This is a genomic window from Flavobacterium sp. LK-23, assembly GCF_058135255.1.
Window position 1 is genome coordinate 155247 of sequence record NZ_JBYUVT010000002.1, and the last position, 17021, is coordinate 172267.

16 protein-coding genes are annotated in these 17021 nt (G+C 33.1%); 2 read left to right on the forward strand and 14 right to left on the reverse strand.

Features of this window, described 5'->3' with window-relative positions; translation table 11 throughout:
• The 10 genes from AC3Y25_RS04150 to AC3Y25_RS04195 form a co-directional block, all read right to left on the reverse strand.
• The gene (locus tag AC3Y25_RS04150; RefSeq protein ID WP_489901843.1) at nt 1-993 is read right to left on the reverse strand and encodes a glycosyltransferase family 2 protein; all 993 of its coding nucleotides are present in this window, start codon (nt 991-993) and stop codon (nt 1-3) included.
• Between the two features lie 126 nt (nt 994-1119).
• A complete protein-coding gene (fabV, locus tag AC3Y25_RS04155; RefSeq protein WP_095927697.1) occupies nt 1120-2310 on the reverse strand; it encodes an enoyl-ACP reductase FabV in 1191 nt (396 codons plus the stop codon).
• A gap of 22 nt (nt 2311-2332) precedes the next feature.
• Nucleotides 2333-2854: a tetratricopeptide repeat protein gene (locus AC3Y25_RS04160; protein WP_095927698.1), complete on the reverse strand. Its 522-nt coding sequence runs from the start codon at nt 2852-2854 to the stop codon at nt 2333-2335.
• 9 nt (nt 2855-2863) lie between these two features.
• On the reverse strand, nt 2864-4516 hold the full coding sequence (gene recN, locus AC3Y25_RS04165; protein WP_489901844.1) for a DNA repair protein RecN: 1653 nt from the start codon (nt 4514-4516) through the stop codon (nt 2864-2866).
• 59 nt (nt 4517-4575) lie between these two features.
• Nucleotides 4576-5460, reverse strand: coding sequence for a type IX secretion system protein PorD (gene porD / locus AC3Y25_RS04170; protein WP_427873184.1), 885 nt, complete (start codon nt 5458-5460; stop codon nt 4576-4578).
• Between the two features lie 69 nt (nt 5461-5529).
• Complete coding sequence (coaBC, locus tag AC3Y25_RS04175; protein WP_489901845.1) at nt 5530-6744, reverse strand: bifunctional phosphopantothenoylcysteine decarboxylase/phosphopantothenate--cysteine ligase CoaBC; 1215 nt, start codon at nt 6742-6744, stop codon at nt 5530-5532.
• Between the two features lie 7 nt (nt 6745-6751).
• On the reverse strand, nt 6752-7069 hold the full coding sequence (locus tag AC3Y25_RS04180; RefSeq protein WP_008463064.1) for a DNA-directed RNA polymerase subunit omega: 318 nt from the start codon (nt 7067-7069) through the stop codon (nt 6752-6754).
• A 9-nt stretch (nt 7070-7078) separates the two neighbouring features.
• A complete protein-coding gene (locus AC3Y25_RS04185; RefSeq protein ID WP_250835677.1) occupies nt 7079-7873 on the reverse strand; it encodes an outer membrane protein assembly factor BamD in 795 nt (264 codons plus the stop codon).
• 141 nt (nt 7874-8014) lie between these two features.
• Nucleotides 8015-8896, reverse strand: coding sequence for a 4-hydroxy-tetrahydrodipicolinate synthase (gene dapA, locus AC3Y25_RS04190; protein ID WP_489901846.1), 882 nt, complete (start codon nt 8894-8896; stop codon nt 8015-8017).
• A gap of 12 nt (nt 8897-8908) precedes the next feature.
• On the reverse strand, nt 8909-9421 hold the full coding sequence (locus AC3Y25_RS04195; protein WP_489901847.1) for a DUF6913 domain-containing protein: 513 nt from the start codon (nt 9419-9421) through the stop codon (nt 8909-8911).
• Nucleotides 9422-9468: 47 nt separating this feature from the next.
• Between AC3Y25_RS04195 and AC3Y25_RS04200 the strand changes: the two genes are divergently transcribed.
• Entirely contained in the window at nt 9469-10248 is a 780-nt protein-coding gene (locus tag AC3Y25_RS04200; RefSeq protein ID WP_489901848.1) for a 5'-nucleotidase C-terminal domain-containing protein, read from the forward strand.
• A gap of 45 nt (nt 10249-10293) precedes the next feature.
• Nucleotides 10294-11205: a bifunctional metallophosphatase/5'-nucleotidase gene (locus AC3Y25_RS04205; protein WP_489901849.1), complete on the forward strand. Its 912-nt coding sequence runs from the start codon at nt 10294-10296 to the stop codon at nt 11203-11205.
• Here AC3Y25_RS04205 and AC3Y25_RS04210 read toward each other — a convergent pair.
• The 4 genes from AC3Y25_RS04210 to AC3Y25_RS04225 form a co-directional block, all read right to left on the reverse strand.
• A complete protein-coding gene (locus AC3Y25_RS04210; RefSeq protein WP_427873176.1) occupies nt 11195-11884 on the reverse strand; it encodes a hypothetical protein in 690 nt (229 codons plus the stop codon). The two genes, AC3Y25_RS04205 and AC3Y25_RS04210, sit on opposite strands and share 11 nt — an antisense overlap.
• Nucleotides 11874-13877 (reverse strand): NAD-dependent DNA ligase LigA, encoded by a 2004-nt coding sequence (gene ligA / locus AC3Y25_RS04215; protein ID WP_489901850.1) that lies wholly within the window; start codon nt 13875-13877, stop codon nt 11874-11876. Before ligA ends, AC3Y25_RS04210 begins: the two co-directional genes overlap by 11 nt.
• A gap of 244 nt (nt 13878-14121) precedes the next feature.
• Entirely contained in the window at nt 14122-16059 is a 1938-nt protein-coding gene (locus AC3Y25_RS04220; RefSeq protein ID WP_489901851.1) for an OmpA family protein, read from the reverse strand.
• 11 nt (nt 16060-16070) lie between these two features.
• A complete protein-coding gene (locus tag AC3Y25_RS04225; protein ID WP_379800591.1) occupies nt 16071-17003 on the reverse strand; it encodes a PorP/SprF family type IX secretion system membrane protein in 933 nt (310 codons plus the stop codon).
• Between the last annotated feature and the right edge of the window lie 18 nt (nt 17004-17021).

Sequence of the window (17021 nt, forward strand, 5' to 3'; positions counted from 1 at the left end):
TTAAAAAAACATACGCGGAAAAGCCTCTTGTGGTTTTTTCTTTAATAAAATTACTTTAATGTAGGATTTTAAAAATCCTGTTCCGTAACCAAAAAACTGTTTCCACACTGCAATTACAGACAGATATCCAATTTTGATACTTTTATTTTGAATACTGGCTGTAAGAAAAATTATAACGAAATATACGAAATATAATTGTAATAAAATATCGATATTGAAAATTAACAATAAAAAAGCTAATAATAATCCAAGTATAAAGAAAGTCGGAAAGAAAAAAGTTAACTTATTATGTTCTGGATACCAGCTATTTAAAATCGGTCGAGCAATACCAAATTTATTTACCTGAATTGAGAATTTTTCCCAATCGATTCTTCTTTTATGATACACATAAGCTTCTTTAAAAAGCCTTGTCTCGAAGCCTAAATTCCACAAACGAATTGATAAATCTGGATCTTCACCCGGATGAATGTTTCCAAATCCTTTTGATGCCTCAAAAGCTTTCTTAGAAATACCCATATTAAAACTGCGTGGCTGAAACTTGTTTATCTTCTCCGAACCACCTCTAATTCCGCCTGTAGTCAAGAAAGAAGTCATAGCAAAATTGATGGCTTTTTGAATATCAGAAAAACTATCTAATGCTTTATCAGGACCTCCAAAACAGTCTACATAATTTGCATCTAATTCTTTTCGAACTTCGGTTAAATATTGTGACGGTATAATGCAATCTGAATCAAAAATGATAAAATAATCACCTCTAGCTCTCTGCATCCCAAAATTTCTAGAATCTCCTGGACCAGAGTTTTCTTTAAAGTAGTATGATATATTTAATTTTCCTTGATACTTCATCACCACATCCCGACATGGAATAGAAGATCCATCTTCGACAAGAACAATTTCAAAAGCTTCATTATAATCAGATTTTGAGAGACTTTCCAAAAGCTCATCAACTTCATCAGGACGATTATACACGGGTATAATTAAAGAAAAAATCATAGCAGAATGTGCGTTATTAAAGGGTATATTTTTATTGTTTTAAAATTTTAACAAAGATATGGTATATTCACAAAAAAACCATCAACTTTTGGTTGATGGTTTTTGGTTTTACTAAGTAAAAATATATTATTTGATACTTTCAATCTCAACAACTTCGTTAGTGTCTGCGTTGTAATCAACACCAGGAACTTCGAATCCGAATAAATTTAAGAAATCACTTCTGTAACCAGCTAAATCACCAATTTCTGGCAATGTTTCAGTTGTAGCTTCCAACCAAAGTTTGGCCACTTTTTCTTGAACATCTTCACGCATTTCCCAATCATCAATTCTGATTCTTCCTTTTTCATCAACAGGAACTTCAGAACCATTATACAATCTGTCTTGGAATAAACGCTGGATTTGCTCAATACAACCTTCGTGAATCCCTTCTTCTTTCATGATTTTATATAAAAGAGAAATATACAATGGAATTACTGGAATTGCAGAACTTGCTTGAGTAACCAAAGCTTTATTTACAGAAACATAAGCTCTTCCTCCGATAGATTTTAAAGAATCTTCGATAGTAAATGCAGTAGCCTCTAAGTGATCTTTTGCACGACCGATTGTTCCTTTTCTATAAACAGCTTCAGTTAAAGCTGGCCCGATGTAAGAATAAGCAACTGTTGTAGCTCCTTCAGCTAATAAATTTTCAGCTTTCAAGGCATCAATCCACATTGCCCAGTCTTCACCTCCCATTACCGCTACAGTATTTTCAATATCTTCCTCATTTGCAGGATTAATAGAAACATCTGAAACTTTTCCTGTGTGAAAATCAACAGTTTTGTTTGTAAAAGTTTGTCCTATTGGTTTTAAAACTGAACGATGCGTAACCCCTGTATTTGGATTTGTACGTACTGGAGACGCTAAACTATAAATTATAAGATCTACTTGTCCTAAATCTGCTTTAATCAAATCTAAAGTTTCTCTTTTGATTTCGTTTGAGAATGCATCACCATTGATACTTTTTGCATATAAACCTGCTTTATGAGCTTCTTTTTCGAATGCTGCAGAATTATACCATCCTGGAGAAGCTGTTTTTCCTTCAACTGGTGGTTTTTCAAAAAACACTCCAATTGTTGATGCACCAGAACCAAAAGCACTAGTAATTCTTGAAGCCAATCCGAAACCTGTAGAAGCACCGATTACTAAAACTTTTTTAGCACCAGCGATTTCTCCTTTAGATTTTACGTATTCGATTTGATTTTTTACATTTTGTTCAGCTCCCGTTGGGTGGGCAGTCAAACAAATAAATCCTCTCATTCTAGGTTCTATAATCATCTTGCAATTATTTTTTTTTGTATTATTTCAATTTCAGTTTTAATTTTTCAAAAATAGACATTTTATCCTTAACCCTTTTCATATTAGCCTTCATATTGTCAATAAAATTTGGGTTTAATGCATTCCTCTTTGCTTCTTTATAAAAATTGAATGCCTTAGTATATTGGCTTTCATACTCCGCCATCCTTCCTAATTCACTGTTATAAGTAGAGTTATCTGCATTTTCTAAATTAGCCAATGTAAAATTAATATGCTCTTTTGCTTCTGCATATCTCCCTATATCAATTAGCAGATAGGTGTAATTTAAATATGGAGCTGGATATTTAGAATCAAACTTCATGGCCAATTTATAATGATAGATTCCTCTTTCGAAGTCACTTAATTTATTATAATAAATCCATCCCAAATGATTGTGAGCTTTACCAAAATCAGGATACTGAGATAAAATTTCTTCCAGCAGCTCTTTTGCATCTGCAGAATTTCCTTCAGAAATTAATGCGTCTGCCTTAATAAATTGATTTTCGTAAAAACTCAAACTTTCCATTCGTCTATTTTAATTCAATAATTCTTTTGCGTGATTTAATGCTGAGTCAGAGATGTTTGCTCCAGATAACATTTGGGCTATTTCTATAATTCGGTCTTCTTGCGATAAAAGTTTCAATTCAGATTGCGTATCGTCGCCAACTGTAGACTTAGAAACTTTAAAATGAGAATCTCCTTTTGCCGCAATTTGAGGTAAATGCGTAATGGCAAATATCTGCATTGTTGCACTCATTTCTTTCATAATTTCTCCCATTCTTATGGCAATTTCTCCCGAAACCCCTGTATCAATTTCATCAAAAATCAAAGTTGGTAGTTTTGAATATTTAGCTAAAATTGCTTTTACAGCCAGCATAATACGAGACATCTCTCCGCCTGACGCTACTTTTTTTAGCAAGCCAAAATCTGTTCCTTTATTTGCTGAGAACAAGAATTGCAATTCGTCTTTTCCGTTTTGAAAATACGTTTCAGAAGGCTGCAATTCCATATTAAAACGTGCATTAGGCATTCCTAAAGTCTCGAGAATTGAAACCAATTGTGCTGATAGCGTAGGAATTGCATCTAATCTATTTTGATGTATTTTCGATGCGTAAACATCAAGCTCTGTTGCTTTTTCCTCGATAATTTTAGTCAATGAAGCTATTTCTTCATCCATATTATCAAGCTCAAGCAAAGAATTTCCTAAATCGGACTGAATTTGCAATAACTCATCTACAGTACTCACTTGATGTTTTTTCTGTAAATTATAAATCGACTGCAGTTTTTGGTTGATCAATTCTAATTGTGCAGGATCATTCAATAATTTTTCTGAGCAATTTTCCAATTCTTTAGAAACATCATCAAACTCTATCGTCAAACTTGTTACTCTTTCAAACAAATTTTGGTACTCTACAGAGAAAGGTGCAACTTTTTGCAAAGCATTTTTGATTTCATTCAGACTATGAAAAACACCAAATTGCTCTTCATTGGCAATTGTCAAAGATTTATCTAGAGATTCTTTAATTATCTCAACATTATTCAGTTTTTCGTAATCTGCTTCTAACTCTTCCTGCTCTCCAGATTTCAATTGAGCCGCAACCAGTTCATTCAATAAAAATGTATGATATTCCTGCTCTTTCCCAGCATCACTTTGTTTTTTAAGCAAAGCATTTAACTTCGATTTATCTGACTTATAAGACTTAAGCAGTTTCTGATACTCAGCAATTATGTCATTATTGTTTGCAATGGCATCAATAATTTTAAACTGAACATTTTCATCTGACAATTCCTGAGTTTGCTGCTGTGAATGAATATCAATCAAATACAAACTCAAATCTTGCAATTCTTGAAGATTTACCGGACTATCATTTATAAATGCACGAGATTTTCCAGAAGGTAAAATTTCTCTCCTAATGATGGTTTCATCTTCATAATCCAAATCATTAGCTTCAAAAAACTCCTTTAAATTATATTTTCCAATTTCAAATTGTGCCTCAATAACACATTTTTCTTCTTTATTTTTTAATGAAGTTAGATCTGCCCTTTTACCCAAAACAAGACCAATAGCCCCTAAAATAATTGACTTTCCCGCACCTGTCTCACCTGTAATTATAGAAAAACCTTTAGAAAAATCTATAGCCAGTTTTTCGATAAGAGCATAATTTTTAATTGACAGTGATGTAATCATAGGTCGATTTGTAAAAATATAAGGTTAAAAAGTAGCGAAGATAAAAATGAAAAACGAGATTAGTATTTAATCTGTGACCATTTTGTAGAATTTAACGGCGAAACTTTATTTAAGACATCGGTTAAATCTGTAATTGTGATACTTGGGCCTCCAGAAAAAATAGAAACAATTTCATCTGATTTTGCATCAAAGAAAACTCGGGTTATAAAAGCATTTGGCTTAACAGAGTTTAACTTACCAATAAGCATTAATGCATTTTTGATTTTTTCCTTAGCTGCTTTTGTATCCAATGTCATTGCATCCAATCCTGTATGATATGCATAAGTAGTCTGACGCAAATCGCTATAGGTTGGAGCAATCATATCATTAATTAAATAGTATCGATTTTGAAGTCCGTCAGATTGGTTCCATCCTTTAAAACCTCCCTGTTGTGCAACATTGGCAATATTTTGCGCGGTTTGAAGATATGGATTTCCTGCTCCCATCTGAAAAGTATCGGCATCCATCCCTAAAATCACATAACAGTAGAAAGATATTACAGAAACTAAGTTTGATTCGTAAGTACTTGGGTTAAACAATAATGGTTCGTACTCTGTATATCTAAAATTAAAATCTTTATCGTTGTAATTTAAAACCGGAGAAGAATAGGTTGAATTAAAAATCAATCTCGAAGACTGAACTTGAATGGTTCCAGTGAATTGATCTGAACTGTTAGATGATAAAGTAATATACATTGAACAGTTTATTCTCTCATTTTGTTTTAAAACAGAGCCTGTCCAGTCTGTTTTATTGACAAACTCAGCCAAAGAAGTCTGAAGCGTTTTAAAAACCTGATTATTTGGGTTTGTTAATCGTTCTGTATTAATAGTCACTGTACAATTTAACTGTTGAGCTTGTACAAAACCAAAGCTTAAAAATACTAATAGCGTAACTATCTTCTTCATAATCGTCTAGATATTTAATTTTATAACATAAGTTGTTTCCAATTTATGTTTTCGGCGTATATTCTAAATTTATGATTTTGAAAAATGCAGAATAACTTTATTCAAAATATCAGCCGCAACAGATTCTTTTGATTTTAATTCCATAGGTTCGATCTCAAAATTTTTATCAATAAAAGTAACTTTATTGGTTTCTTTTTTAAAACCTGCACCTTTATCTTGTAAGGAATTTAAAACAATCAAATCTAAGTTTTTTTTCTGAATTTTCAGCTTAGCATTTTCAATTTCATTTTCAGTTTCTAATGCAAACCCGATTAAAAACTGATTTTTTTTGATAGCGCCTAAAGAAGACAAGATATCTTTTGTTTTCTCTAAATCTATCGAAAATTCGACAGTATTCTTTTTAATCTTTTGATCTGCAACAAATTTAGGTCTGTAATCTGCAACAGCAGCAGCAGCGATTGCCGCATCAACTTCATTAAAATACAAATGACAAGCATCGTACATTTCTTGAGCCGAAACAACATCTACCACTTTTATCAGACTATTTTTTGCTTTTAAATGAGTTGGCCCTGCAATTAAGAACACTTCTGCACCTAAGCTTGCCGCTTCATTAGCAATATCAAATCCCATTTTTCCTGACGAATGATTCCCTATAAAACGTACAGGGTCAATCGCTTCGTATGTCGGTCCTGCGGTAACTAGTATTTTTTTTCCTTTTAAAGGCAATTTACTTTCTAAATCAGCTTCTAGAAAAGCTACAATATTCTCAGGTTCAGCCATTCGGCCCTCACCTGACAAACCACTTGCCAATTCTCCGCTTTCAGCAGGAATCATAATATTTCCGTACTGTTTCAATGCCGCAAAGCTCGATAAAGTCGAAGGATGTTTGTACATATCCAAGTCCATTGCTGGCGCAAAGTAAACGGGACATTTTGCCGATAAGTAGGTCGCAATTAAAAGGTTATCACAATTTCCTGTAGCCATTTTAGACAAAGTATTTGCAGTAGCAGGCGCAACCAACATAAAATCTGCCCAAAGAGCCAATTCTACATGATTGTTCCAAACTGCCTCTTCATCATCCTGATTAAAGAAACTTGAATGTACTGGATTTTTTGATAGTGTAGATAATGTAAGTGGGGTTACAAAATCCTTAGAAGCAGGTGTCATGATCACTTGGACATGTGCACCTGCTTTTATAAAAAGTCGTACTAAAGTGGCTGTTTTATACGCTGCGATTCCACCGGAAACACCCAGTAAAATCTTTTTCCCGTTTAAAACTGACATTGTACTATTATTTGTTTGAACTTCTGTGGTAAGTTTTACCGTCTAACCATTCTTGAACAGCTAAAGCGTGTGGTTTTGGTAATTTTTCGTAAAATTTAGAAACTTCAATTTGTTCTTTATTTTCAAAAACTTCTTCTAGACTATCATTGTAAGTAGCAAACTCTTCTAATTTTTCAGTCAATTCTTTTTTAATCTCTGAATTAATTTGATTTGCTCTTTTAGCCATAATGGTAATTGCCTCATACACATTTCCTGTTGGCTCTTCAATAACTGTTTTATTGTAAGTTATTGTGTTTACAGGAGCATTCGTCTTTTTTAAATCCATGACTTTATTTTATTTAGTAAATTTTTGTAAATCTGTTTCAACTCTGGCATTCATTTCGTCTGCCTCTTTTTTATATTTCGTATCGCTTTTAAACTTCAATAAGTTAGCATAGCATGTTTGTGCAACATGTAAACGATCTTCCATTTTTGAAGGAACACTGTTAATTGCCAATTTATATGCAGAATCGTATTTATAGAAAAGCGCATCTTCTTTAAATGGTGTACCAGGAAAATCAGCAATAAAGTTATCAAAAGCTATTAAAGCCGATTTGTAATCTGATATTGTATTGTATCCTTTAGCATTCTCGTAAGCTTTTTTCTCCAATTTACCATTTAGCTTCTGTACAGTCTCATTTGCTTGAGGAATATATTCAGAATTTGGATAATTTTCAATAAAAGTCTGTAATTTCTCTAATGCCTTTACCGTATCTGCTTGATCTAAGCTATAAACTGGCGACAACTTAGAATAACTATAAGCTCCTAAAAACGCAGCTTCCTGCACTTTTTCACTTCTTGGATACCCTGAAACAAAAGCTTCAAACTGATAACCAGCTAAATAATATTGTTTTGTTTTATAATACGACTGCGAAAACATGTAAAACAGTTTTTCTGCTTGTGGTTTTCCTCTGTACGAAGTTGCCAGTTGCTCAAAAAGACGAATCGCCTTTGTGTATTTACCAGCATCATACATTTTTGTTGCCACTTCAAATTTTGCTGCAACATCATCATTTTTCAACGCTTTTTGATATTCTCCACAAGAATAAAAAAGAGTTACAACAATTAATAGCGATACTATTTTTTTCATTTTCTTACTGTTATTACAATCTCTCAGACAATTAATTATGCCAAAGTGAAATCGCACCGAAGTTTCGGTGGCAAATTTAGTTATTAATTTAGCTACTGCAAAATAATTTTTTAGTATCTTAAAATACTAGCACTTTAACAATTATTTAATGCTGTTTTTTACAAAGTCATTTAGCCTTGTTGCTAGAGATTCATCAACAGAAACCAATGGTAGACGAACAGTATTCTCAGCAATTCCAAGGGCTTGGAAGATTTGTTTGATTCCAGCTGGATTTCCCTGCTCAAAAATCATATCAATACTGTCTGACAAAAAGTAATGTGTTTTGTAAGCGTCAGCCGCTTTTTTATTTAGTCCTAAACGGATCATTTCTGAAAATTCTTTAGGAAAACCTTGTCCGATTACAGAAATAACACCTGCTCCTCCAGCCAAAACGATCGGCAAAGCTAGCATATCATCACCAGAAATCACTAAGAAATCTTTTGGAGCATTTTTAATAATCTGCATCGCTTGAGCCATATCTCCAGCTGCTTCTTTAATAGCTACAACATTTTTAAAATCGTTAGCCAAACGCACCACTGTTGAAGGAAGCATGTTACTTGCCGTTCTTCCAGGAACATTATATAGGATTACCGGAATTGGAGAAGCTTCCGCAATTGCTTTAAAATGCTGATAAATTCCTTCCTGAGTTGGTTTATTATAATATGGAGAAACTGATAATATCGCTTCAAAAGCAGAAAAATCTCTTGTTTTTAGCTCCTCAACAATCTGCATAGTATTATTTCCCCCAACTCCTAAAACTAGAGGCAATCTTCCTTTATTCACATCGATTACAGTCTTTATAACCAACTCTTTCTCCTCTGTTGTAAGGGTTGCATTTTCTGCTGTTGTCCCCATCACAACAAGATACTCCACTCCGCCATCTATAGAGAAGTTTACAATTCGCTGTAAAGCCTCAATGTCAACTGAAAAATCTTTTTTAAATGGCGTCACAAGCGCAACACCAGTTCCTATCAATGATTGCATATTATTATTAATTTATTTTATATTTTTTAAATACCTAAACAATTCGGAAACAAATAGTTTATAGCTTCCTAATTCTGTACTAATCATCCAACGATTTAGCCTCTGATCTACAGCAGAAAATCCGACTTTAAATTTAGCTTTTGACTTACTCGTGATTAACATCAAAATACTATTCTCGACATTATAATAACTCAGCAAAAGATCAAATTCTGAATTTACAAAATCATTCAAGAAACCTTCTGTAATTTCTCCGTTCCAACTGATGTGTTTTTTACCAAAAGTTGGACGAGAATAGGTTTCTTTTTCCTTAAATTTTCCTTTGTACGCAAGAACTTTTATATTTTCTAAAGCAATTCCGTGGAGCGTTAACTCCTTTACTACCGCTTCCGAATACTCAAAATCGCTCTCATCTATCAATAAACCAATTGATTGGACGTTCTTAGTAAATACTTCGTTTTTTTCCTTATTTAAATTATTATTTAATGATTTTTTTACAAAAAATTCCTTTATATAATTCAAAAACATAGTACTTTTACTAGATTACAAAATTAATTATTTAAGTTGCATTTAAAATGGTAAAACTAAAAAAGTATAACGGATTTTTAAAACTTTTTGTTATATTCTTAACACTTTTTTTAATCTCTTCCTGTAGTAAGAATAACTACAATTTAACTAAAATTGAAGGAAAACAACTCCCAGTTACTGAAAAAGCTGCAGAAACTCCTGAAATTGAAAACTTTATTAAGCCTTATCGCGATCACATCAATAAAGATTTGGATAATGTATTGGCTTATTGCCCAGAAACTCTTGACAAAAGCACTGGAAAATGGCAAACTGGCATTGGAAGCTTGATGGCAGATGTTTGTGTGCTAAGAGGAAACATTGTTTTTAACGCGCGCGAAAAGAAAGATATCGATTTATGTCTTTTAAATCATGGCGGTATTCGTGCTATTCTTCCAAAAGGAAATGTTACAACAAGATCGGCTTTTGAAATTATGCCTTTCGAAAACAGTTTGGTTGTTCTCGCTTTAAAAGGTGAGCAAATCTCAGAAATTGCTGCTTATATTATTAAGGAGAAAAAACCTCAGCCATTGTCTGGAATGACTTTCACAATTACAAAAGACAATAAGGCAAAAAACATCATGGTGCAAGGCAAACCGCTTGACTTAAACAAAACATACTATGTTGCTACAAACGATTACTTGGCAAATGGTGGAGACAGCATGACTTTCTTTGCAAAAAACACTCAAAAGTTTGACTTAAACTACAAGCTTAGAGATGTATTGATTGATTATTTTAAAGAAGTTGACACTGTTGTTGCTCCAAAAAATATTAGAATCACAGAGGAATAAAAATTATAAAAAACAAGCAAAGCATTTCTGCAAAAAATATATAAAATGAAAAGAAGAGAGTTTATCGAAAAAACAGCAGCGAGTACTGCCCTACTAAGTTTAGGATTGTCTTTGAGCAGTTTTGAAAGTAACGAGAATAAGCATTTAACGATTCTACATACTAATGATGTGCATAGCCACATTGACCCTTTTCCTGCTGATGATCCGCGTAATCCTAACAAAGGTGGTGTTTCTCGTCGTGCAACGTTGATTGAAACTATTCGTAAAGAAAACCCGAATGTACTTTTATTAGATGCTGGTGATATTTTTCAGGGAACGCCATATTTCAATTATTATGGAGGTGAATTAGAATTCAAATTGATGAGTATGATGAAATATGATGCTTCTACAATTGGAAATCACGATTTTGATAATGGTCTTGACGGATTATATGCTCAGCTTCCGCACGCAACTTTTGACTTTATCAACTCTAACTACGATTTTAAAAATACGGTTATGAACGGACATGTGAAACCGTACAAAATCTTTAATAAAAATGGAATTAAGGTTGGTGTTTTTGGTGTTGGAATTGAATTGCAAGGTTTAGTAGATAAAAAACTATACCTTGAAACGGTTTACAATAATCCAGTGGAAGTTGCTCAGGATATGACAAAACTTTTAAAGCAAGAACAAAAATGTGATTTGGTAATTTGTCTTTCGCATTTGGGTTATAAATACAAAGATGATGCAACAAAAATTAGTGATTTGACATTTGCAGAACAAACGCAAGACATTGATTTAATTATTGGAGGACATACGCATACTTTCTTAGACAAACCTACAATTGTAAAAAATAAGGCTGGAAAAGAGGTTCTTGTTAATCAAGTTGGGTGTTACGGAATTAATTTAGGCCGTATCGATTTCTATTTTGATAAAAACAAAGCGCATACAAACCAAAGTGCAACTATTATTGTATAGTCTTTTTTTGAATTCTAGCTTTTTCTAAAAAGTATTCTACCATAAAGAAATAAGCTAGAATTTGAGTTGTATCTCGTATTAAAACTAAAACAATAGAATACGAGAAGTATTCATTAAAAATATAGAAGATATCTGAGAAAATGTAGCTTATAGCCATGAGCGACATCAGTAGCGCTATATGTGTTCCTTTTGTGATGTAACTTACAAAACAGAAATAGCTCAAGATACTCAGAACGATTCCGTACACGGTGTATATTACGATAAATTTTCTCATACTGTCCAACTGCAAGCTCAAAACAGAGATTAACAAATAGACTATAAAAACAACTACAATAGAAATAGGCAGAATATCGCGTTTGGTTAATCTAATTCTTTCGTGCTGTCGAATAAATATAGTGACGATTAAACTATAAACAACTAGAAAACTGAGCACTCCTCCTAATTCAGAGCTTTCAACATCCATTAAATCATAAACTTGTCCAACAAAACAGAATAAAAAAATCAATCCTTCTGTTTTTCCGATTTGAAACTCACTGCTAATTAAATAATAAATAAAAATAGCAGGGAGAACAATCGCTTTTGCATATGTCGCAAAAACATCTTGTTCTGCCCAATCAAAAATGATGGTACAAAACAAGCCGAAAAAGAACAAAATTAATGATGGTTTATTAGGCTTCATTCAATTTGTTTATAAAGTCTTCTTCTGATAATATAGTGATGTTCAGCTTTGTTGCTTTTTCCAGTTTTGCTGGTCCCATATTATCTCCCGCGACTACAAAATCTGTTTTTGCAGAAATTGAGCTTCCTACTTTTCCTCCGTTATCTTCGATAGCCTTCTTTAATTCGTCTCTAGAAAATTGACTAAAGACGCCAGAAACTACAAAAGTTTTTCCAACAAATTTATCAGTAGCATTTGGGTTTATTTTTTCTTCAATTTCAAATTGAATTCCATAACTTTTTAATCGTTCAATAATTTTTCTATTCTCTTCGTTTTCGAAGAATTCGATAACACTTTTAGCGATTCTTTCTCCAATTTCATCAACCAAAATTAAATCCATTAAAGAAGCCTGTGCTAAAGCATCTATGTTTTTGTAATGTTTGGCTAGTTTTTTGGCAACTGTTTCTCCAACAAAACGAATTCCAAGTGCAAACAATACGCTTTCGAACGGAATTTCTTTTGATTTCTGAACTCCATTTACCAGATTTTCTGCAGATTTTTGAGCCATTCTTTCCAAATGCAGAATATCCTCAACTTTCAATTCATACAGATCGGCATAATTGTGCACTAGGTTATTTTTGAAAAGCAGCGCCACTGTTTCTCCCCCAAGCCCTTCAATATCCATTGCTTTTCTTGAAATGTAGTGCTGAATTCTTCCAATAATCTGCGGAGGACATCCATAAAAATTCGGACAATAATGATTGGCTTCTCCAACATTTCGAACCAATTCTGTATGGCACTCTGGACAATAAGAAATATAATATGTTGGTTCTGAATTTTCAGGACGTTTTTCTAAATCTACTGCAATGATTTTCGGGATAATTTCTCCTCCTTTTTCAACAAAAACAGTATCATTTATTCTAATATCTAATTTTTCAATTTGATCGGCGTTATGAAGAGAAGCTCTTTTTACAATAGTTCCAGCTAGCTGCACAGGTTCTAGATTGGCAACTGGCGTGATAGCTCCAGTTCTTCCAACTTGATACGAAATTGATTTTAATTTAGTTGAAACTTGTTCTGATTTAAATTTGTAAGCAATTGCCCAACGTGGCGATTTTGCTGTATACCCCAATTCTTCCTGATGCTGAATGCTGTTAACCTTTACAACAACTCCATCTGTTTCATAAGGCAAATTATGACGGTGAACATCCCAATAATCAATGAAGTCAAAAACTTCTTGCATACTATTAACTAATTTTGCTTCTTTTGGAACTTTAAAGCCCCAGCTTCTGGCTAATTCTAGTCCTTCATATTGCGTTTTAAAAGGCAGATTGTTTCCTGTTACAAAATAAAGCAAGCATTCTAGCGGACGTTTGGCTACCTCAGCACTGTCTTGTAATTTTAAACTTCCCGAAGCAGTATTTCTTGGGTTTGAATATGGAGTTTCGCCAATTTCTATTAATTCCTGGTTCATTTTTTCAAAACCGGCAAACGGAAGAATAATTTCTCCACGAATGTCAAACTTATCAGGATAATTTCCTTTTAAATGCAACGGAACTGATTTTATGGTTTTTATGTTGCTCGTTACCTCATCTCCTTGAAAACCATCTCCACGCGTTAAGGCCTGAACCAATTTTCCGTTTTCGTACGTAATACTTATTGAGGCTCCATCGTATTTTAGTTCGCAGGTGTATTGCAGGTTTACGTTTCCTAAAACTTTCTGAATGCGGTTTTCCCAATCTAAAAGATCTTCTTTAGAATAAGAATTATCCAAAGAATACATTCTGTATTGATGCGCTATCGTTTTGAAATTTTTGGTAACAGTTCCTCCTACTCGCTGAGTTGGCGAATTTTCGTCAAAAAACTCTGGGTGTTTATTTTCTAAATCCTGAAGTTCTTTTAGCTTAATATCAAAATCATAATCTGAAATTGTAGCATTATCTAACACATAATAATTATAGTTGTGCTGATTAAGTTCATTTCGTAATGCTTGAATGGTCTCTTGAATGCTCATAAATAGTAAAATATTGCAGATTATAATAATGTAAAACTGAATATCAAAATTAGAATTTATTTTTGTTCAAATGCAGAAAAAATAAAAGTTTTAAAAAATCAAAAATCAGACTGCAAATCCATGCAGTCTGATTTCCTCCTTGTCCATTATTCTTAAAAAAGAATTAAAAAAAACCAACTTCCAAATGGTTTTGACGTTTTATATTTTAAACTGAAAATCAATACTTTACAGTACAAATATAGAACTATTTTTGAATAATGATAAAATCTGAACGTCTATTTAGCAGATGCTCCTCTTCAGAACATTTTACACCATTTTTACATTTATTAATTAATCGTGTTTCACCATAGCCGATAGCACTTTCGATACGAGAAGCATCTATGCCCTGCGAAAGGATATAATCTCGAGTTGATTTTGCTCTATTATCTGAAAGTTTCAAGTTGTACGAATCCTTTCCGCGTGAATCGGTATGCGATTCAATTTTGATTCTGATGTTTGGAAACTTCTGCATGATGAAGACCACTTTAGACAATTCTTCTACAGCTTTTGGTGTAATGTCATACTTGTCATAATCGAAATAAATTGGATTTACATCCACTTTTTCAACTCCTTGTTTTTTGACAACTAAGTCATCATAATTGCTCAATTCAAAATTTACATCTTTTATTTCGCCACCATTTTCACCAGTTGTTTCAACTGTTTTATCATCACTACTGTAATTTAGTTTTGCGGCAATCATTTTTACCACTTTGTTGCAAGGAACTTCAATAGCATATTTTCCGTCAAAGTTTGTTTTGGTTTCGCCCAGAACTTCACTAAAAGAGTTATATGCCATTATCGTAACATCTGTTAAAGGCTTTTTTGTTTTATGATCGATAGCCATTCCAGAAATACTTTGGTTGCAAACTGGTTTTCCTTTTACAAAAGAGTAAATATCATCATCGCCCTTTCCTCCTGCTCTGTTGGAAGAAAAATAGCCATAAGCACCTGTTCTATCAATTATAAAAGAAAAATCGTCTTTATTACTGTTGATAGGCGCTCCAAGATTTCTTGGTGCAGAAAATGTTCCATCGGGTAAAAGTTTACTTTCATAAACATCTAAATCACCCCAGCCATAATGTCCATCAGACGAAAAATATAAAACTCCATTTTGAAAGAATGGAAACACTTCGTTACCAATCGTATTAATATTTGGCCCTAGATTTTTAGGAGAACTCATGGTTCCGTCGGCCGCAATTTTCACCATGTACAAATCTGTTTCACCTTGACCTCCAGGCATGTCTGAAGCAAAGAAAAGCAATTGTCCGTCTTCGCTTAATGATGGATGTCCTACAGAATAATCGTCGCTATCAAAAAATACTTTCTGAGGATTTTCTAATTTATTATTGACAATTGATCCTTTGACAATCTGAAAATTGTTTACTCTGGCCTCATCAACAACCAATTTATTTTTCTTTACAATATTGGTCGAATAATAAATGGTACTTCCTTTACTATCAAAACTTGCCGTAGCTTCATGATATTTAGTCATTACGTTTGGAAGAAAAACCGTCTCGTTGAATAAACTTCCGTCTGCCGGATTTCTTTCTGCAATGTACAAGTTAAGAAAAGGCTGATTATTCCAGGTATACAATTTTTCACTAAACTTTGTTGTATCACGAGCTGACGTAAATACTACATTATCTTTAAAAAATGTAGCTCCAAAATCTGATTTACTGGTATTAATATCCAAATTTTTAATAGTGTAAAGTGGTTTTGCTTTAGCAACGCTGTCTATATATTTCTTTTGGGCAACATATTTATTAATCTCTGCTTTATCACCTTTTTTATCTAGATATTCTTTTGTGATTTTATCTGCCTCGTCATAATCCATAACTGCTTTCATAGATTGAATATAACGCAGGTAGTAAATATCGGTCAGATTATTTCCTTGCACTTCATATAGCTTTCTATACCATTTTAATGCATTTCTAGAATCAGAAATAAAATAGTAGGAATCTGCTGCGTTCTTCAAAGTCTGTGCTGATGGATCTTTTATGTTTTGCAAACATTCTTCGTAAGCTTTGGAAGCATCCAAATAAGAGAAGTTTTTAAACAAAGCATCAGCTTTCTTCAAATTAGTTTTTTGAGCGAAACTAAACGTAACGCTCAAAATTAAACATAGGATATATAGTTTTCTCATAAGTTTTGTTTTTAGAAGAATCGAGGAGATTTAATTTTGCTTTGGTTTTTCACAAATTGATAACGCAAGATGATCTCGTGTGAGCCATCATTGTATTTATTCAATTGGCTTACAGTATAATCAAAAGCATATCCAAGATAGAAACTTGGTGATATTTGAAAACCTGCCAGTATGCTTATCGAATCATCTGTTCGATACGCTCCTCCTATAACAAACTTTTCTTGAATCATGAAATTTGCTGATACATCTGCGGTAAGCGGTGCTCCACTTACGGCTTTTACTAAAAATGCTGGTTTAAATTTCAAATTTGGATTCAAATCAAAAACATATCCCCCCATTAAGTAGTAGTGCAAACGATCATAATCTATAGATTCTTTCACATCGTCATAGTAATCATTCTGAATAAAACTTGGAATAGAGAATCCTACATACCATTTTTCTGTATAGTAGTAAATACCTGCTCCTACAGCTAGTTTCATCTGATTGTTAATGTTCTGATTTAACAAAACATCATCATCATCGTAGTATCTTCCTTTAGACCAATCGATGTTTAACATTCTCGTACCAGCTTTTATACCAAAAGCCAATCTTTTTTCATACCCGAGAGGTAATGAGTAAGAGAAGTTTCCATCAAGATACAGTTCGTTGGACGGTCCGATTTTATCATTTACAATACTTAGACCTACTCCTAATTTTTCATTTCTAAGAGGAGCATGAATAGAGAAAGATTGTGTTTCTGGAGCTCCAGGCATTCCAACCCATTGAGAACGATACAAAAGTGCTGCTTCTATGGTTCCGGTAGATCCAGCATACGCTGGATTTACCGCCATAGTATTATACATATACTGGGTATATTCGGGATCTTGTTGTGCCGAAGCGCAAACCGTAATAAAAGAACATATTAAAATGAAATATGTTTCTAATGATTTTATATATAGTTTCATAACGATACTTATTTAGTT